This window comes from Plesiomonas sp. ISS29, assembly GCF_056522795.1.
In genome coordinates this window covers 2936119-2953454 of the sequence record NZ_JAWRZQ010000001.1, presented here as the reverse complement: position 1 = coordinate 2953454, position 17336 = coordinate 2936119, and the positions used below count along the sequence as shown (strand labels likewise).

The 17336-nt window shown below is 49.3% G+C and carries 17 protein-coding genes and 3 tRNA genes; 13 read left to right on the top strand and 7 right to left on the bottom strand.

Annotation, left to right across the window (positions count from 1 at the left end):
* The first annotated feature begins 89 nt into the window (after positions 1-89).
* Positions 90-413: a trp operon repressor gene (gene trpR, locus AC1HDJ_RS13245; protein ID WP_479537154.1), complete on the top strand. Its 324-nt coding sequence runs from the start codon at positions 90-92 to the stop codon at positions 411-413.
* 123 nt (positions 414-536) lie between these two features.
* On the opposite strand, the gene AC1HDJ_RS13240 is transcribed toward trpR, so the two are convergent.
* Positions 537-1496, bottom strand: a complete 960-nt coding sequence (locus tag AC1HDJ_RS13240) for a helix-turn-helix domain-containing protein (protein ID WP_479536187.1) — start codon at positions 1494-1496, stop codon at positions 537-539.
* Between the two features lie 384 nt (positions 1497-1880).
* On the opposite strand from AC1HDJ_RS13240, the gene creA reads away from it, so the two are divergent.
* From creA to AC1HDJ_RS13225, 3 genes are all read left to right on the top strand, one after another.
* Positions 1881-2360 (top strand): protein CreA, encoded by a 480-nt coding sequence (gene creA / locus AC1HDJ_RS13235; RefSeq protein WP_479536186.1) that lies wholly within the window; start codon positions 1881-1883, stop codon positions 2358-2360.
* Positions 2361-2618: 258 nt separating this feature from the next.
* Positions 2619-3344: a monofunctional biosynthetic peptidoglycan transglycosylase gene (mtgA, locus tag AC1HDJ_RS13230; protein ID WP_479536185.1), complete on the top strand. Its 726-nt coding sequence runs from the start codon at positions 2619-2621 to the stop codon at positions 3342-3344.
* Between the two features lie 278 nt (positions 3345-3622).
* Positions 3623-4465 (top strand): endonuclease/exonuclease/phosphatase family protein, encoded by an 843-nt coding sequence (locus tag AC1HDJ_RS13225; protein ID WP_479536184.1) that lies wholly within the window; start codon positions 3623-3625, stop codon positions 4463-4465.
* Positions 4466-4609: 144 nt separating this feature from the next.
* Here AC1HDJ_RS13225 and AC1HDJ_RS13220 read toward each other — a convergent pair whose 3' ends face one another.
* Both AC1HDJ_RS13220 and gloB read right to left on the bottom strand, forming a co-directional pair.
* On the bottom strand, positions 4610-6157 hold the full coding sequence (locus tag AC1HDJ_RS13220; protein ID WP_479536183.1) for a LysM peptidoglycan-binding domain-containing protein: 1548 nt from the start codon (positions 6155-6157) through the stop codon (positions 4610-4612).
* 73 nt (positions 6158-6230) lie between these two features.
* Positions 6231-7043 carry a hydroxyacylglutathione hydrolase gene (gloB, locus tag AC1HDJ_RS13215; protein WP_479536182.1) on the bottom strand — a complete coding sequence of 271 codons (813 nt, stop codon included), beginning with the start codon at positions 7041-7043 and terminating at the stop codon, positions 6231-6233.
* Between the two features lie 67 nt (positions 7044-7110).
* On the opposite strand from gloB, the gene AC1HDJ_RS13210 reads away from it, so the two are divergent.
* Positions 7111-7863, top strand: coding sequence for a class I SAM-dependent methyltransferase (locus AC1HDJ_RS13210; RefSeq protein WP_479536181.1), 753 nt, complete (start codon positions 7111-7113; stop codon positions 7861-7863).
* Here AC1HDJ_RS13210 and rnhA read toward each other — a convergent pair.
* Positions 7826-8293, bottom strand: a complete 468-nt coding sequence (gene rnhA, locus AC1HDJ_RS13205) for a ribonuclease HI (protein WP_479537152.1) — start codon at positions 8291-8293, stop codon at positions 7826-7828. The genes AC1HDJ_RS13210 and rnhA overlap by 38 nt on opposite strands.
* A gap of 93 nt (positions 8294-8386) precedes the next feature.
* Here rnhA and dnaQ point away from each other — a divergent pair, with 93 nt between their 5' ends.
* The 5 genes from dnaQ to AC1HDJ_RS13180 all read left to right on the top strand — a co-directional run bounded on the left by dnaQ (position 8387) and on the right by AC1HDJ_RS13180 (position 11117).
* Positions 8387-9118, top strand: coding sequence for a DNA polymerase III subunit epsilon (dnaQ, locus tag AC1HDJ_RS13200; RefSeq protein WP_438630441.1), 732 nt, complete (start codon positions 8387-8389; stop codon positions 9116-9118).
* Between the two features lie 122 nt (positions 9119-9240).
* Positions 9241-10575 (top strand): choice-of-anchor X domain-containing protein, encoded by a 1335-nt coding sequence (locus tag AC1HDJ_RS13195; RefSeq protein WP_479537929.1) that lies wholly within the window; start codon positions 9241-9243, stop codon positions 10573-10575.
* A gap of 129 nt (positions 10576-10704) precedes the next feature.
* Positions 10705-10781 (top strand) — tRNA-Asp (locus AC1HDJ_RS13190).
* Positions 10782-10854: 73 nt separating this feature from the next.
* Positions 10855-10931: transfer RNA gene (locus tag AC1HDJ_RS13185), tRNA-Asp, on the top strand.
* A gap of 109 nt (positions 10932-11040) precedes the next feature.
* Positions 11041-11117, top strand: a tRNA-Asp gene (locus tag AC1HDJ_RS13180).
* Between the two features lie 62 nt (positions 11118-11179).
* On the opposite strand, the gene AC1HDJ_RS13175 is transcribed toward AC1HDJ_RS13180, so the two are convergent.
* Complete coding sequence (locus AC1HDJ_RS13175) at positions 11180-12010, bottom strand: LysR family transcriptional regulator (protein ID WP_479536178.1); 831 nt, start codon at positions 12008-12010, stop codon at positions 11180-11182.
* Positions 12011-12119: 109 nt separating this feature from the next.
* Here AC1HDJ_RS13175 and gloA point away from each other — a divergent pair, with 109 nt between their 5' ends.
* Together gloA and AC1HDJ_RS13165 are read left to right on the top strand one after the other, a co-directional pair.
* Positions 12120-12536, top strand: coding sequence for a lactoylglutathione lyase (gene gloA / locus AC1HDJ_RS13170; protein ID WP_479536177.1), 417 nt, complete (start codon positions 12120-12122; stop codon positions 12534-12536).
* A 52-nt stretch (positions 12537-12588) separates the two neighbouring features.
* Entirely contained in the window at positions 12589-12879 is a 291-nt protein-coding gene (locus AC1HDJ_RS13165; protein WP_479536176.1) for a putative quinol monooxygenase, read from the top strand.
* Positions 12880-12958: 79 nt separating this feature from the next.
* Here AC1HDJ_RS13165 and AC1HDJ_RS13160 read toward each other — a convergent pair whose 3' ends face one another.
* Together AC1HDJ_RS13160 and fadE are read right to left on the bottom strand one after the other, a co-directional pair.
* Positions 12959-13627, bottom strand: a complete 669-nt coding sequence (locus AC1HDJ_RS13160; RefSeq protein ID WP_479536175.1) for a hypothetical protein — start codon at positions 13625-13627, stop codon at positions 12959-12961.
* A 265-nt stretch (positions 13628-13892) separates the two neighbouring features.
* Positions 13893-16373 carry an acyl-CoA dehydrogenase FadE gene (gene fadE / locus AC1HDJ_RS13155; RefSeq protein ID WP_479536174.1) on the bottom strand — a complete coding sequence of 827 codons (2481 nt, stop codon included), beginning with the start codon at positions 16371-16373 and terminating at the stop codon, positions 13893-13895.
* 362 nt (positions 16374-16735) lie between these two features.
* Between fadE and lpcA the strand changes: the two genes are divergently transcribed.
* Positions 16736-17320, top strand: a complete 585-nt coding sequence (gene lpcA / locus AC1HDJ_RS13150; protein WP_479536173.1) for a D-sedoheptulose 7-phosphate isomerase — start codon at positions 16736-16738, stop codon at positions 17318-17320.
* The last annotated feature ends 16 nt before the right edge of the window (positions 17321-17336 follow it).

The window sequence follows — 17336 nt, the reverse complement described above, 5'->3', positions numbered from 1 at the left end:
TCACTCACACCACCTCATTGGAATTTATCGGTTAGGTGGTGTTGGTGAATCACACGGGTTGATAAGAGAGAATCAATAGAGTGCCAAGTATAACGCCCAATACCCTACAAAATCAGGCTTTGGCCAGCAGCCAATCAGAGCAAGACTGGCAAGGCTTTATGCAACTGCTGCGTCAGGCTTTTGCTGATGGATGTGAAACCGAGATCCTACAACTGTTACTGACACTCGATGAGCGCGATGCGCTGGGTACGCGGGTGCGGATAGTGCAGGAGTTGTTGCGCGGGTCATTAAGCCAGCGTGAGATAAAATCTGAGCTGGGGGCGGGTATTGCTACCATCACCCGCGGCTCAAACAGCTTAAAAACCGCACAACCCCAGGTGAAACAGTGGCTGGAGAGTCAGTTACTGAAATAACTGTCTGTAATCAGTGTCTGAATGGCAAAACAAGCCTGTATGGCTGAAGAGTACGAGAACATAACGGCCTGTTTTGCTCCCGCACAATGTAAAAATCAAATTAGATATTAGATGATAGAGTTATCAGAGCGCGTCAGCGGCCTGTTGGCGCAGTGCGATCAGTTTTTCGACAATATCGTAATGCTGCGCGCCATGGGTGATGACAGCCTCTTCTGGGATCTCTTTAATCGGAATGTAGTAATCACAGCGAATAATGCCAAAACCCAGATTATCTTCACGCACGGTCGGGAACTTCTCTATATCATAACCGCTACGGCGGGTCAGCTTGTACAGCGGCATGACATCGCAATACAGATGCACAATAAACTCGGTTAAATTGCGAAATGAACCGTAATAGGTGAATTTTGCATATTTACCGGCCGGAAACTCGTACGGCGTTAGTTTGGCATCTTGCGGGGCGAATGCTGACTCTACCGCGCAGGTGCAGTAGAGCTCTTGTTCATCATCATGACTTTTAGTCTGTTTTCCTGAGATCAGCGCAAAAAAGTTTGGCGGGATCTCCCCGGTAAATTTACTGCGAAAACGCTGCCAATGCTGAAGTAGAGCACGCGGTTTTAATGTGCCATCGCGGCGGTAAGAGACCGAATAGGTAACGGTACTGCCCTGTAATGGAATAGCAGGAAGCTCTACAAACTCGGGTACAGGTAATTTTTTATTGTGCACATTCAATAATGGGGGTTGTAAACCACTGCAATCCCACTCTTCAAGACGGCGGTATTGTGCTGGCGTTCGGCCAAACTGGCTTTTGAATGCCCGAGTGAAGGTTTGCTGCGAGTCAAAACAGTAGTGCAGGGCGATATCTAAAATCGATCGGTTGGTTGCACGTAAGTCATGTGCCGAGCGAGTTAGCCGTCTGGCACGTAAATACGCACCCATTGCATGACCAGTGATATCTTTAAACATGCGTTGAAGATGCCATTTGGAGTAGCCAGCGCGATTTGCAATATCGTCGATAGAGAGTGGTTTACTGAGATTGGTTTCAATCCAGTATAATAACTCCCGAACTATCGCCTCTTGGGCCATTAAGCGCTCCTCAACTCTGCTCTGTTTTATACGCTATGATTAAGTAACTTCAATTTATCTGTGTTCTGCTGATAAATGTATTTACTCATTATATTGCATCAAGTACGGATCTTTAGCCTATATTACAGCCCCAGAAATAAAAGCCAATGTAAACCCAAAGCCGTTGTACACTATTTTGTATTAATTACTGGGTAGTTTCTATTAATTACGGGATAGAAAACCACAAGATAGTCATTTTTTCATACGCTTGTGTTGTGCAGAATGCATTTAATACCCTGTTTTTGTGATAAATCTGAGCAGTACCCAACTTAATTTTGCCGATAGCCGGCATGCTGTCGTGGTGTTTTATTTTGGGTGATTGAGCATAAAAGGAAGGAGAGAATAATGGCTACAAAATATTACCGCTGGGTTTTACTCTTGTTATTGTGTGGTAGTGCGGCGGCCAATGCTGAAGAGATTGGTTCGGTTGATACGGTGTTTAAGTTTTTAGGCCCTGATCATAAAATTGTGGTGGATGCTTTTGATGATCCCGATGTTGCGGGTGTAACCTGTTATCTTAGCCGGGCAAAAACTGGGGGCATTAAAGGTGGTCTTGGGTTAGCTGAGGATACCGCTGATGCTTCGATTGCCTGTCGACAAGTTGGCCCGATTGTCTTATCCGATAAAATTAAAAAGGGTAAGGGCGATGGTGAGTCAGTGTTCCAAAAACGCACGTCTCTGGTATTTAAAAAGCTGCAAGTGGTTCGTTTTTATGATCCAAAACGCAATACACTGATCTATTTAACCTATTCTGATCGGGTAGTAGAAGGTTCGCCTAAAAATGCGGTAACCGCTGTACCAGTAATGCCGTGGCCTGCTCAGTAAAACCAAGTATTACCGGCAGAAGTGTAAAAGTGCATTGAAGCAATGTTGTTAATATGGCAATGCACTTGTTATAGAAGTGCACTTATATAGCAATGCCGTGATCGCCGTGTATTTATGCAGGCTCTGATACAAAGCTTGGATACAAAGTACTGCTACAAAGCGCTTATAAAGAGTGCTGACAGTGGCTTGTTGCAGTAAATAACGGACTATCAATAACAGATTATCAATCATCAATCACCGACAGTGAATACAGCGCTGATGTCAGAGCAAAAAAGAGCCCCGAGAACCTGCTGGCAGCGCGGGAAGCGTGCTTCTGTGCGTATGATAGCGGCAGTTTTTTCTATCTTGCTGTCGTCAGTGATTTTGTACAGTGTGCTGCCGGTGGCGCTGCCGAGTGTGATCCTCGAGCGGATTATTACTGCGCGGATAGAGGGCGCAGAAGCATACCCGATCACCCATTGGTGGGTACCCAGTGATGCTATTTCACCGCAAATGAAGTTGGCGGTGATTGCCGCAGAGGATCAGCGCTTCCCCGACAGTTTTGGTTTTGATTTTCAGGCTATCGAACAAGCTCTAAAACATAATGAGCATAGCCGACGGGTGCGTGGTGGCTCTACGATTTCCCAGCAAACAGCTAAGAATGTGTTTTTGTGGGGGGATCGTTCGTGGCTGCGTAAGGGGTTTGAGGCGGGTGTCACCGTGCTGATTGAGCTGTTCTGGAGCAAAGACCGTATTCTGACGGTGTATCTCAACAGTATCGAGTTTGGTCAGGGGATTTTTGGTGTTGAGGCTGCGGCTAGGCACTATTTTCACAAACCGGCCAGCCGCCTGACGGCTGCCGAGGCGGCGCTGTTGGCCGCGGTATTACCCAATCCGATTCGGTATAAGGTTCAAGCACCCTCAGGCTATGTGCTGCAACGTCAGCGCTGGATCTTACGCCAAATGCGTCAGTTAGGTGGCGTAGCCATGCTCGCATCCCTTTAAATAAAAAAGCGGATTGCCGTTAACAAGATATGCATATTAAGTTTGTCTGATAAATACCAGCAGATTATTGTTTGTTGTTTTAGATGTGTGAGGTGTGCAGATTTTTGTACGCAATATAATCAGAAAGTTGCACGATTTTCCCGCACAGGTTAGGTTGTTACCGTGATATTTGTTACTTTATTGGCTTATGCCACACAGTGGCTTGCGCGCGCAAGTTTGCATAATGGGCGTTTGCTCTGCGCAGCGGTTTGACCCAAGAGGAGTCATTGACAGACAGCATGAAAGGTAAAAAACGTTTACTGTTTGGTACAACCGCTTCGCTGGTGGCGCTCGGTGCGTGGCAATGGCCGTTTGATATTCCAGATGATAGCGTGGTGCTGCAATACCAGTCTGCCTCTTCAGCTGTAATACAACAGTCTTGTCGCTATGAGGCTGATCAGGCTTCGGTATTGAGCGGCAATACGCTCAAGGTGCTGGTGTGGAATATTTATAAGCAACAGCGTAATGACTGGTTAACCGCGTTGTCAGACTATACGAACGGTGCGCAGCTGGTATTGTTACAAGAGGCGCAGGCGACACCAGAGTTGTTGCAGTATGCCACACAGCGCTATCCCGCAGTGGCGCAGGTAGCGGCGTTCTCTATTCGTGACCAGATGGCCGGTGTGATGACACTGTCGGCAGTGAATGCCGAATATTATTGCCCGCTGCGTGAGCGTGAGCCATGGCTTAAGTTGCCTAAGTCTGCATTGGTGAGTGTGTATGCGCTTGCTACGGGGCAATCGTTGATGGTGGTGAATGTGCATGCGGTAAACTTTACGGTGGGTGTACAGGCGTATCGGCAACAGTTGCATCAGGTGTTATCACAGATTGCGCTGCACCGTGGGCCGGTGATTTTGGCGGGTGATTTTAACAGCTGGAGTGTAACCCGACTGGCACTGCTGCGTACTTTGGCTAAACAGATGGGGCTAGATGAGGTGCTGTTCCCGCAAGGGCGGCGTAAAAAAGCGTTTGGATATCCGCTCGATCATGTCTTTTATCGCGGGTTAAAAGTAGAAAAGGCATCAGTGATGTCAACTGATGCCTCTGATCATAATCCGCTGGAAGTGACGTTCAGCTTTTAGTTTACCCTTGCTGATTTTCCTGTACCTGATTTGCTTGTAGTAAGCTTCTGAATTCACTTTTCATCTGCCTATGGGCAAGTAGTACCGGTAGGCAGTAGTGTCAGTAGACCGTGGCCCGCGGGTATTGCGCGGGCCATGGCAGTATCAGCTCTTGGAATTGTTCACTTTTAGCATTGTACCGGGTTTTAGTACGCTTTTACGGCTCATATCATTCCAGCGCAGTAAATCATCAACACCTACGCCATGTCTTTGAGCGATACTAGAAAGTGAGTCACCTTTTTTCGCTTTATAAGAGCGGGCAAGGCTGCCTGACTCAACTGATTTGCCGGTACTTGTGTTAACTTTGAGCTTTTGTCCCGCTTTTAAGCGGCCACTGGTGCTTATATTATTGAGCTTGGCCAGGTCACGCGTACTCATTTTATGGCGGTTCGCTATGGTTGATAGCGTATCGCCGTTACGTACGGTATAAGACTGCGATGCCGTACTCTTTGAGCTCGGTGTTTTTGCCGAGGCAAAGGTATCACGCTGAGCACTGGCCGAGGTTTTGGCTACGTATGTGCTGCGGGTAATCGGCAGCAAAACATACTGACCGCGCCGGATACCAGCACCGTTTAGATCATTGAGTTGTTTGATATCAAGCGCGGAAATGCTGTAGCGGCGCGCCAAAATATCAATGCTTTCACCCGACTGAACTTTGTGCCGTACCGCTGTCAGTGAAATGTCTTCGCTGTCTTGTATCGCTTTTTTGAACTGCTTGGCTTTCTTTTTCGGCAGCATTAAGTAGTGCGGGCCGGTAGGCGCGGTTGCACGGGTGGTATAGGCCGGGTTTAACGCCTGCAGCTCATCCACCGACATGCCAGCCACTTGTGCAGCCGAGTTCATATCAAATTGCTGACCAACGTTGACTCGAGCCAGTGCACTTGATTTATCAATATGCGGTAATTTGAGCGCATATTTGTCGGCGTTACGGATAATTTCGCTCAATGCCAGCACTTTGGGCACATATAGCGCAGTTTCGCGCGGTAAATCGAGTGACCAGTAATCGGTTTTCTTATTGCGCGCTTTATTGGCTTTGATGGCTTTGAGGATACGGCCTTCACCCGCGTTATACGCAGCGAGTGTCATTGTCCAATCGCCATCGAACATTTTGTTTAGCCGTTGTAGCAGATCAAGTGCGGCGCGGGTTGATGCACCGATGTCTCGGCGGCCATCGTACCACCAGTTTTGATCCAGCCCGTAGTTACGGCCGGTTGCCGGTGTTATCTGCCATAAGCCGGCCGCATTTGCGCTTGAGGTTGCGTTTGGATCAAAAGCACTCTCCACCATGGGTAACAATGCGATTTCAATCGGCATGTTGCGTTTTTTCACTTCCTCTACAATCCAGTAAAGGTAAGGTTCTGAACGCTCGGTCACACGTTGGAGATGACTCTTATTACGCAAATAACGTGATTTCTGACTGCGGATCCGTTCGTTATTCGGTATCGGTAGTTTGAGTTCGTTGCCAATGTAGTCCCACACACCCTGTTGCTGTGCTAGGCCTGCATCAGCCCATCGCGACGATGAGTCACTGGGCTGACGGGTATCAGCTTCACGAACTGACGAGGTCTTCGTGTTCGGATACGGCGTCGACGCATGCGGCGCCTGACAGCCGGCCAGCAACACAGAGACGAGGATCAGTGCTCGTATCTTCATGTTATCTCGGTCGGTTGTTGATTAAAAGATGTGCAATAATACTTATCTAATCATAGGCTGACAACCTTATCGGTTAAAACTGGTCTTTTAATGCACGTAATCGTGCAAAAAATAGACTATTTTCGCCTATTTCCTCATTTTTTTGCAGTGCAGATCTCAGTTTTTCATCATCACAACGTAAAAAAGGGTTTAATTCTTTTTCTGTTTTTAAGCTGACCGGAAGGCTAGGTTGCTGTGCCAGTCGCTTCTGTTCAACCTGCTTTTGGTAATCTTGCAGTGCAAGATTTTCGGGTTCAATGGCACAGGCAAAACGTAAATTGGCTTGCGTATATTCATGTGCGCAACAGATTAAGGTGCTCGCTGGAAGGGCACTGAGTGTTTGTAATGAGTGATACATCTGCTCTGCTGTGCCTTCAAACAGCCGCCCGCAGCCGATTGAAAAGAGGGTATCACCGCTAAATAAAATGCCGTGTTCGGCATTGTAGTAACAAACGTGGCCGAGTGTGTGGCCGGGAGTGCCAATTACTTGCCACAGCAGTTCAGTTGTGGGCTGTAAATCAGTTATCGGTTGCGAGATAGTGGGCAGTAAAACCGCGGGCAGCGAAACAGTATCGCCATCGTGCACCAGCGTTTTCGCCCCTTTGCTTTGTGTTTCCTGCGGGCCATAAACTTGCGCATCAGGGTAACGTGCTGTGAGCGTGGCAACCCCACCGGTGTGATCATGGTGATGGTGGGTAAGAAAAATTGCCTGCAGGTTGAGTTGCCGCGTTGTCAGCGCTTCAATTACCGGCTCTGCTACCGCCGGGTCAACGATAATCGCATTCTTGTTATCGGCACAAAACAGCCAGATGTAATTATCCTGCAACGCGGGTATGCTGATTAACATGGTATGTTCTCCTGATATTTCCTGCAGTAATGCCTTACCGCGGGCAAGCATAACAGAGGATAATAGAGTGATACGTCCTGTTCGTACATCTCGTGTGATATTACCGCCTCTGAGCTGGTCGATGATCTTGCAGGGCGAGCGTTATCGGCAGTTAATTTCTACGCAGCTTGCGCCCTGGTGGGGCAAGATTTTTGGGCAGCATTTACTTAAGCTCGGCACGCTCAGTGCTGATTTAGATACTTCGGCGGCGCAATTACCTCATCAGGTTGCGTTAGCGCCGGAAGCGCCGCATCTTAATGTTGTGGCTGAGGTGGATTGTTTACCCTTTTTGCAAAAAACGTTTGATGCCGCACTGTTGGCCTTTACGCTCGATTACGCTAGTGATCCGCATGCGTTGTTACGGGAAGTGGATCGGGTGCTGATTGATGATGGCTATCTGATCATGATCGACTGTAACCCACTCAGTTTACTGGGTGTTGGGCACTGTTTACCCCGATTGCGGCGGCGCTTTCCTTATCAATGCCGGATGTTTGCCCCGTTTCGAATCACCGACTGGCTGTATTTGCTCAATTATGAGGTGATTCATATTGAGGCCTTTATGCCGTTCCCGTGGCGCACCGGAACGGGCGGTTTCAGCGATTTTTGCAACGGACATTTACCGGCGCTCAGTGGATTGCGGTTGATCGTGGCACGTAAACGAACGATCCCGTTGATGCTGAACGGATCAACCCGCAATATAGCGCCTTCACGGGTGATCTATCCGGTAGGGGCTTGCCAGAATATCACTTCTCCGGCTGATACTGAGTATCATCAAGGGTAGGGTTTTCAGCCGCTTCACGGGCCAGCTGATCGCAGATTTCGTTTTCACGGTGTCCGGCATGGCCTTTTACCCATAGCCACTCAACTTGATGTACTGCGGCAGCTTTATCAAGGCGCTGCCAGAGGTCGGCATTTTTTACCGGCTTTTTATCAGCGGTTTTCCAGCCGCGCTTTTTCCAGTTATGGATCCAGCTCATGATCCCTTGGCGGACATACTGGCTGTCAGTGGTCACCGAAACCTGACACGGTTCGGTTAGCATTTCAAGCCCGACAATCGCGGCCAGCAGCTCCATACGGTTGTTGGTGGTGAGCCGGTATCCGGCATTCACATATTTTTCGTGCTGACGGTAACGCAGTACAATACCGTAACCGCCTGGGCCGGGGTTGCCCAGACATGATCCATCGGTAAACAGTGCTACCTGTTTTTGTATCTCTTGCATGATGGGTAGACTCATTATGATCACGCGGCAACGTGCCGAATGGTTGTTGTTTCCATAAACCAGAAGTCTGACATAAATACGGCTATGAGCACAGATTTGAACCGAATTGTTGTACTAGATACCGAAACCACCGGTATGAATAAGCTGGGTGTGCACTATGAAGGGCACAAGATTATTGAGATTGGTGCGGTAGAGATTGTGAACCGCCGTTTAACGGGGCGGCATTTTCACGCGTATATCAAACCCGATCGCTTGGTTGATCCTGAGGCGATTGCGGTTCACGGTATTACTGATGCTTTTTTGCATGATAAACCGATGTTTGCAGCCGTTGCGGATGATTTTCTGAATTTTATCCGCGGTGCTGAGTTGGTTATTCATAACGCGCCGTTTGATATCGGCTTTATGGATTATGAGTTTGGTCTGCTAAAACGCGGGATCAGCAAAACCGATACTTTCTGCCGGATCACCGATACGCTGGTGATGGCGCGGAAAATATTCCCCGGTAAGCGAAATAACCTTGATGCATTGTGTGATCGCTACGGTATAGATAATAGCCACCGTACACTGCACGGGGCATTGCTTGATGCCGAGATCTTGGCCGATGTCTATTTGCTGATGACCGGCGGGCAGACATCGCTCGCATTTTCTGCCGAAACAGAAGGGGCTAATGCGGAGTTTGGTGGAGAGAAACAGCGCACTATCTCTGCAGAATTGGCATTAAAGGTTATCCGTGCATCTGCCGATGAAGTACAAGCACACGAGTCTCGGTTGGATCTGGTCGAGAAAAAAGGGGGCTCATGTTTGTGGCGTAGCTAATGGGAGAGGGTATGCAGTATCGGCAATTTCAGTATAACTATGGTGCATTTAGCACGACACTTTACCGGTACTGCTGTAGATCCCCAAAAAAAGCGCTTTTAAGCCTTTGCTGTATTCTGTTGATGCTTTTTCCTGCTGTATTGCTGGCGCAGAGCGTGCCTTCTGTATCTGCCTCATCAGCTTCCATGTTGGCGAACCGGTTTCGCCTTGATACGGATGCGGCACATTTGACCATTGTGGTCACCCGCAAGAGTAATTCTGAACCACTGACACTGGTGCAGCCTGATGGCAGCAAGTTGTTTGCCCGCCAACCTGTAGACAATGTGCAGTGGTGGCGCTCTGATACGCATGAATTGATTACTATTACTGCGCCAATGATCGGCCCGTGGCAAGTGCTGGCCGAAGGGCAAACAGTTCTAAAAGTGCAAACATTTTCGGATATTCAAATTCGAGCCGACCGTTTACCGACCACGCTGTATCAGCGTGAACAGTTAACATTTACCGCTCGTTTGGTACAGGAAAATCAGTGGCTTGCCGTACCAGAGCTCATTGAAAATACTGCGCTACATGTGGTGTTTATTCCGTTAGGGGAATTAACACCGGCTGAAAAAGAGCGGTTATCGTTGCCTGACAACAGTAAAGCAAAGCGTGAATTGTTGACGGGATCGCCTATCAATGCTGGCAGTTTAAAGGATAACGGGCAAGGGTTAGATAGGGTGGCCGGTGATGGTGTGTTTAGCCAGCAATTGGCGCTCACTATGCCAACCGGGCACTATTGGGTTGAACTGCGTACCGGAGAAGGGTTGGCATTACCGGAAACAGGGCAGTGGGTTGAGGTAAAAGCGTTACCACTGAAAGTGCTGTTTACGCAGGTGCATGTACCCGAGCAGCAGCATGTATTGACATTGACCGCTGATCCCAAAGAGGTGGTGGCGGGGTCATTGCAGGCGCGGGTAGAAGAGCATTTACCTGAGGCGCCGGTAACTATCGGTTATCGGGCACAGGCAGAAAAACAGGCGTACAAAGTACAGGTACGGTTGCCTTATCGCGCGCAATTAGGGCATTACAGTTTGCAAACTTGGGTGTATTTACAGACACCCGATCAGCGCATGTTATCGTTATTATTGCCTGTGCAGCGCTTTCGGGTGATGACGAATGCTGCGGTGCGAGAGCAGCAGCAGGCACTGATAGCGCAGCAACAAGCCGATCAGGATGAGTGGCAGAAAATGTTGACTGATCAGGAACAGGCGTTTTCCCTTTCACAGCAGCAGGGGATACAACGTATGCAGTGGGTGCTGATGGGCGGCTCGTTGCTGGCTTTGTTGACTGCGCTGGGTATCTGGGGCGGAGTGCGCTGGCGTAAGCGGATACAGCGGCGTAAAGCTTTGCTGGCGTTGCAACGGCAGGCCTCAGCACAGATGCAGATGGGGCAGCGCGATTTTTCAGCGAAAAAGTGATGTGAGTAACCACTTTTGTTGTTTTTATCATCAGATAATGCGATTCATTGTTTTTTTTAGAAAAAATGGTTGACGGAGTAACGTCTGAATCGTAATATTCGCCCCGCTTGCGACGGCAAGCATTTGAGCGGTGTGGTAGTTCAGTTGGTTAGAATACCGGCCTGTCACGCCGGGGGTCGCGGGTTCGAGTCCCGTCCACACCGCCACTTAATTTAAAATTATTCTGCTTCCCATGAACAGAGCAGGGTAATCGAAGCAAAAGCTTCACACCAGTTTCGCGGAGCGGTAGTTCAGTCGGTTAGAATACCGGCCTGTCACGCCGGGGGTCGCGGGTTCGAGTCCCGTCCGCTCCGCCAATTAATTTAAAATTGCTTTGTTATATAAAGTTGTTTTGTTATCTAAAGTTATTTTGCTTCCCAATGAACAGAGCAGAGTAATTGAAGCGTAAGCTTCAACCAGTTTCGCGGAGCGGTAGTTCAGTCGGTTAGAATACCGGCCTGTCACGCCGGGGGTCGCGGGTTCGAGTCCCGTCCGCTCCGCCACTATATAGAGAAAGCCCTGAACATATGTTCAGGGCTTTTTTTATTGCCTGAATATCGTGGTGTCAGGACGCCGTGATTGAGTGGATGAAATCTTGTAGTAGCGGGCTGGCATGGGCACTGCGCCAGATGGCATAGATATCACAATTGATCCTGTCTAGCTGAGCTGAGTAGGCTAGATGTTCGCTCTCGGCCAGACTTTTGGGCACTAGGGCAAAACCCAAACCCGCACGGACACAGGCAAAAATCACCGGGTAAGATTCAATCTCCAGCACCGCTTGCGGGATGACCGCGTGCTGGCTGATCCAGCGGTCGATGAGATGCCGATAATGGCACTGGCGAGTGAACACATAGAGATCGCGCTGGCTCAACCGTGTCGGTTCAGATTCAGCCCCGATGAGTACCAATTCTTCGGCGAAGGCCAGTTGGCTTTGTAACTGCGGGTGCTGAATCGGGCCGTCAGAGAAGATGATATCGCGTTCCCCCTTGAGCAGTTGATACTCGAGATCGAGTGAATAGCCAGGGGTGATATTTAGCTGAATATCCCGGTGTTGAGTACGAAAAGCAGCGATCTGCGCCGGTAGGTAATGGCTGAGGGCGATATCCAGCGCGCCTATGTGCAACGTTCCCCGTAACTGATCACGAGTAAACAACCGTCGCCCCTGCTCTTCGAGTTGCAGCGCCTGCTTGGCTTTCTGGTAAAAGGTGCGCCCTTCAGGGGTAAGCAGTAGCCGATTGCGGTCACGAGTGAACAGCATAACTTCAAATTCGCTTTCCAACTCTTTGATTTTCTTTGTGATATTTGACGGAACACAGAATAGCTGAGTCGCAGCTGAGGTCACACTCTCTGATTCGACGACTTTACAAAAAGCGGCTAGTTGGCTGTTGTTCATCATTATGTTCACTTTTGGTGAGTGTCTTCTTCATTATATTTCACTTTTAGTGAAAATAATAATCCGTAGAATCTGTCGCGTACCAAGAGCACACATTTAAACAGGAGTCATCATGCGGATTTTACATTCTATGCTGCGGGTAAAGTCACTCGATGCGTCAGTTGCCTTTTACCAGCAGGTTCTGGATATGCAGATGCTACGACAGAATACCTTTGTGCAGGGGCGTTTTACCCTGACCTTTATGGGCTATCGGTCGGAAGCGGAGGAGGCAGCGGTTGAGCTGACCCACAACTGGGATAACGATGAATATCAGCATGGTGATTATTTTGGCCATATTGCCATCGAGGTGGACGATATTTATGCCATTTGTCAACGGTGTAAAGATTTGGGCTACCGAGTTATACGAAATGCCGGCCCTATGGCGCATGGACGCACGGTAATTGCTTTTGTGACCGATCCCGATGGCCACCAGATTGAGCTTATTCAGAAGGGAACCTGGTTGAATCAGGATGACACTGTTTCAGTGTGACCCTTTGAGTTTGTTTGATGGCTTCATTCACATAGATAAAAAAGAGAATGATATGATCACTCTGAATGTATTTTTTACCGTAAAACCAGAAAAGAAAACTGATTTTCTTGCCCTGCTGAATACCATGGTCACGGAATCTAACAAGGAAGATGGCTGTACTTTTTATCAGCTGTGGAACAATGCGGCACAGGCAAACCAGTATGCACTGATCGAATACTGGGATAACAAAGAAGTGCTGGCTGCACACCAGAAAACCCCGCACTGGATCGCATTCAACGATATAGTGAACAGCTATCTGGTACAGAATTATCAAGAACATCATTACAGTGAAATTGCACGTTAATTTTTAAGGGGCGCTTTAGCGCCCCTTTTTTTGTCTATCCTGTAATATTTTGTTTTGTTTCCCAGCAACTGGCCTAATTTTAGCGGTGTATCTCCATCAAATTGATGCTCTGGGCTGAAGGCGCTGGCGGCAGATGCTGCCATGTGGTTTTGCTCTGTAAGGCCAAATAGTCGGTCAGTTTAAAGCTAAAGTCGGTGGTGCTCGGCTTGGTGATGGCGTGCGGCAACGGTTGTGCTTCACCGAGTTCAAACAGCCAGTACTGTTTTTCTGTCGGGGTGTGCTCTTTATAGCTGCCGGTCTGTTCGGCGGTAAGCTGATCGCGTGGCACAAGGCGAATGCTGATGACCGGATAAATAGTGTGTATTTTTTGTACCCGCATGTCAGCGCTGGGCACAGCAATGGCACAGTAACGAATTGCCGACATCATGACGGCTGAGATTTGTTGCCTCTGACTGGTGCTGACTGGCATATGATACCAGCGTGCTTTTCCCTGTTGAAAGGTATGCACGTAGCGCGGGTGGCGGTGACGAACCATACCCGCGACCAAGGTCAGTGTTGGATGCGTAGAGAGTGCTCGCTGGCTATGGCGATAACAGGTGTGCTGATAGGCGGCTTGCTGGGCGGCTGATTGCGGCTCGGCATGTTGCTGCACTTGATAGGCGTGAACAGGGTGTGATGGGGTATTTTTCACGCCTGATGACGCGCGCAGTAGGTGTATTCGCCTATTTTCCGCTGGCTGACGTATCATGATCTGCTCCCTCGATATTTTGCTTTCTATGTGGCCTCAATAGTCAATGCACAGGATATGTACACAAGATATGTTAAGGTATGTGCATACAGTACAAACTGTAGTGTGCTGCTTTTCTTAGTGTATATCCTGTTATTCACCTGATGGGTAATCCGTTAAATAACTGAGTTTTTGGATAACAAAAGCGCGAGGCCGGCTGCATTATTCTGCTGTCACGGCCAGATATTGCAGAGATCGTGACAGCAGGGCACTCTGTTGACACCGGTTAAGAAACGGCCTCCTCGGTGTGAGTTACGGCGGCTAAAACGGGCCTAGCTCTCTTATCGGTATAACATGCCGCTAGGGTATGCGGGGCAAAATCATCCACATTAATGGCATACAAACGCCCTTGTTCAGCGCGGCGCAACAGATCGGCTTCGTGGGCGGAGATTGTGCCGGCTTGCAGCGCATTTTCGGCCAGTTTATCCAATGCTATCAGCGGGTGGTTTTCGCCTGTAGCCTGACGCAGGCGAGTGACTACGGCTTCGGCAAGCAGTACATCCTCTAAAGCCTGCTCTAAACGGCCGATAGGGTTATGTGGGCTATTTTGTAAAAACTGGTTACGCCCGAGCCTACTGCGGGTGGCGCTGGGTGTTTGTAGAATGCGAGCCAGTTGGTGATCGAGCTGATCGCTCGGGCGGCGGTAGGCTTTTCCGAGCGGCAGAAGACAAAATCTGAGCACCTTGGCGATGGCCGGTTGCGGAAAGTTTTGCAATATTTCATCAATAGCGAGCTGGGCCAGATACAGGTTATCTTGCAAGCTCCACTCCAGCAGGGGGAGATCATCTTCAGGATAACCATCGTCAGCAAAACGTTTGAGTGCTGCTGAAGAGAGGAACAGATAGCTGAGCAGATCGCCCAACCGTGCCGATAGCCGCTCACGGCGCTTTAAGCTACCGCCAAGTACACCCATGCTGACATCAGAGAGCAGTGCAAGGTTGGCCGATAAACGGTTTAAACGCTGATAGTAGCGGGTTAGTGTGCGGGCCTGTTGGGGCGCGCTGCTGGTACGCCCGTCGGTTAACCCCAGCCAGAATGTACGGGCAATATTGCTTAGGGCAAAACCCAGATGACCAAACAGCGCATCATCAAACTGCTTAACGGCCAGTGAGCCACTGCCTTTGGCCGCATTTATTTCAGCCAGTACATACGGATGACAGCGAATTGCGCCTTGCCCATAGATAATCATGCTACGGGTAAGGATATTTGCCCCTTCAACCGTAATGGCAATGGGTGCACCTTGATAGGCTCTGGCCAGAAAGTTATTCGGCCCCATGCAGATCCCCTTTCCGCCGACGATATCCATCGCATCAATAACGCAACGCTGTGCGCGGTGGGTGCAGTGGTATTTCACTATCGCGGAGATCACGGCTGGTTTTTCGCCCAAATCAATGGCGGTGGTGGTCAGGGTGGCGGCGGCATCGAGTACATAAGTGTGTGCCGCAATTCGGGCGAGCGGCTCTTCTATACCCTCCATGTAGCCAATCGGCATTTTGAACTGGCGGCGGATCCGTGCGTATGCGCCGGTAGCCAGTGCTGCGCTTTTTGTTCCGCCGGTGGTATTGGAAGGCAGGGTAATGCCGCGCCCGACCGAGAGGCACTCCATCAGCATACGCCAGCCTTGTCCGGCCATGGCTTGGCCGCCAATAATATAGTCGAGCGGTACAAAGACATCCTGCCCTTGTGTTGGCCCGTTTTGAAACGGAATATTCAGTGGAAAGTGGCGGCGACCAATCTGTACGCCCGCGGTATCCGTGGGGATCAGAGCGCAGGTAATGCCTAAATCTTCGGTGATCCCCAATAAATGCTCGGGATCGTACAACTTAAAGGCTAATCCGAGCACCGTTGCGACAGGTGCGAGTGTTATATAGCGTTTGTTCCATGTTAGGCGCATGCCTAAGATCTCTTCGCCTTGCCATGTACCGCGGCAGATGATGCCGGTATCGGGTATCGCACCGGCATCTGATCCGGCTTCTGGGCTAGTCAGGGCAAAACAGGGGATCTCTTCACCACGGGCAAGGCGTGGCAGATAGTGATCTTTTTGTGCCTGCGTACCGTAGTGTTGCAGCAGCTCTCCGGGGCCGAGTGAATTGGGCACGCCCACGGTTGAGGCCAATACGCTGGAAACCCCTGCCAGTTTTTGCAAAACCAGTGACTGGGCATGGGCAGAAAAAGCCAATCCCCCATACTGTTTTTGAATGATCATGGCAAAAAAACGCTGATCTTTGAGGTACTGCCAGATTTCGGGTGGTAGGTCTGCCAGCTCATGGGTTATCTGAAAATCATTGGTCATCTGGCACAGCGTGTTGACCGGCCCGTCGAGAAAGGCCTGCTCTTCATCACTTAGCGTAGGAGCCGGATAGGCATGCAACACTGACCAGTCAGGTTTCCCGCGAAACAGTTCACCTTCCCACCATGTTGTTCCGGCATCGAGCGCCTCTTGCTCGGTTTTTGACATGCTTGGCATGATGCGCTGAAAGGCTTTCAGTGCCGGTAAACTGAACATTCGGCGGCGCAAAGGGGCGATGTTTACAACACCGATAACCAGCAAGACCGGCAGCCATACCCAGAGCGAAATTAGCTGTAAGGGAATGGTCAGCAGTGCACAGGCCGCTAAAATCAGTGCTGACTGATAAAGTTTGATTCGGTGGTAAGCCAGCAGGCCAAAAATACCGATAAAAAACAGTAACGTGAGTAGTAATGCCATGATCGCTCCTTGAAGTCAGGGGCTTGAGAGACAAAAAAGTGAGCCAACATCCGGTACAGCTCATAAGGTTCGATTAGGTCAGAGGTCTGACCTGACTCTTGTGATCTGTTTTAGACCAAATAATGATATTCATCAAGTCGTTTACATTTCGATTACATAAACTGTGCGCTGGGCAAGTTTCTGATACGGGGAGCTGACTTTTCTTCTCCCTTTTTTACAGATTGGGTACACTGCCACTATGATGCGGATGATTTGCGTGATTACGAATTGTTTGCAGTGTTACCTTGCTTGCAGCGCTTGCCCTGTTAAGCCCTACATATCAGCTGTCATTTTGTGCTGAAAATAATGAGAGAGGTTTTCCGATGTACCATGATTTGATCCGCAATGAGCTCAATGAAGCGAACACGGTTCTGAATGATTTTTTGGCCGATGAAGCCAATATCGCCAGTATTGAAGCGGCAGCCACGCTGATTGCAGATTCGTTTCGTGCTGGCGGTAAAGTGTTGTCATGCGGTAATGGCGGCTCACATTGTGATGCAATGCATTTTGCTGAAGAGCTGACAGGCCGTTACCGTGAAAACCGCCCTGGTTATCCGGCAATTGCTATCTCTGATCCGAGCCATTTATCCTGTGTGGGGAATGATTTTGGTTACGATCATGTTTTTTCACGCTATGTAGAGGCGGTTGGGCGTGAAGGAGATGTGCTGCTCGGGATCTCAACCTCTGGCAATTCAGCTAATATCATTAAAGCGATTGCTGCTGCGCGTGCTAAAGGTATGAAAGTACTGACATTAACCGGTAAAGATGGCGGGAAAATGGCAGGCAGTGCGGATGTTGAGGTGCGGGTGGCTCACTTTGGTTATGCCGACCGCATTCAGGAGATCCACATCAAGGTGATCCATATTATGATTCAGCTGATTGAAAAGGAAATGGCCGCGGCTGAATAAGCGCTTGCGGTATAAA

Coding starts and splice junctions, on each gene's coding strand:
- AC1HDJ_RS13240 (WP_479536187.1), bottom strand. CDS start 1,496: ATGGCCCAAGAGGCGATAGTTCGGGAGTTATTATACTGGATTGAAACC.
- creA (WP_479536186.1), top strand. CDS start 1,881: ATGGCTACAAAATATTACCGCTGGGTTTTACTCTTGTTATTGTGTGGT.
- mtgA (WP_479536185.1), top strand. CDS start 2,619: ATGTCAGAGCAAAAAAGAGCCCCGAGAACCTGCTGGCAGCGCGGGAAG.
- AC1HDJ_RS13225 (WP_479536184.1), top strand. CDS start 3,623: ATGAAAGGTAAAAAACGTTTACTGTTTGGTACAACCGCTTCGCTGGTG.
- AC1HDJ_RS13220 (WP_479536183.1), bottom strand. CDS start 6,157: ATGAAGATACGAGCACTGATCCTCGTCTCTGTGTTGCTGGCCGGCTGT.
- gloB (WP_479536182.1), bottom strand. CDS start 7,043: ATGTTAATCAGCATACCCGCGTTGCAGGATAATTACATCTGGCTGTTT.
- dnaQ (WP_438630441.1), top strand. CDS start 8,387: ATGAGCACAGATTTGAACCGAATTGTTGTACTAGATACCGAAACCACC.
- AC1HDJ_RS13195 (WP_479537929.1), top strand. CDS start 9,241: ATGCTTTTTCCTGCTGTATTGCTGGCGCAGAGCGTGCCTTCTGTATCT.
- AC1HDJ_RS13175 (WP_479536178.1), bottom strand. CDS start 12,010: ATGATGAACAACAGCCAACTAGCCGCTTTTTGTAAAGTCGTCGAATCA.
- gloA (WP_479536177.1), top strand. CDS start 12,120: ATGCGGATTTTACATTCTATGCTGCGGGTAAAGTCACTCGATGCGTCA.
- AC1HDJ_RS13165 (WP_479536176.1), top strand. CDS start 12,589: ATGATCACTCTGAATGTATTTTTTACCGTAAAACCAGAAAAGAAAACT.
- AC1HDJ_RS13160 (WP_479536175.1), bottom strand. CDS start 13,627: ATGATACGTCAGCCAGCGGAAAATAGGCGAATACACCTACTGCGCGCG.
- fadE (WP_479536174.1), bottom strand. CDS start 16,373: ATGGCATTACTACTCACGTTACTGTTTTTTATCGGTATTTTTGGCCTG.
- lpcA (WP_479536173.1), top strand. CDS start 16,736: ATGTACCATGATTTGATCCGCAATGAGCTCAATGAAGCGAACACGGTT.